Genomic DNA, 214 nt, shown 5'->3' on the forward strand with positions numbered 1-214 from the left:
GGAGATGGAACCACTTCTGTAACTGGCTTAACAGCTGGAACTTGGACTTGCACCATTACCGATGCCAATAGCTGTACTACTGCTGTTAATTTTACTATTACACAACCAACAGTAATATCCCTTACCGCTGCATCCCAAATTAATGTCTCTTGCAATGGACTTGCGAATGGAGCTGCAACTGTAAATGCTGCTACAGGAGGAGCTGGAGGATATA

At 43.9% G+C, this 214-nt stretch carries 1 protein-coding gene; it reads left to right on the forward strand.

Going from position 1 to position 214, the window contains the following annotated elements:
• The coding region (locus tag ACZIX2_RS14315; protein WP_463340771.1) for a hypothetical protein at nt 1-214 on the forward strand (214 nt) is incomplete at both ends.

Source organism: Flavobacterium riviphilum, assembly GCF_055231795.1.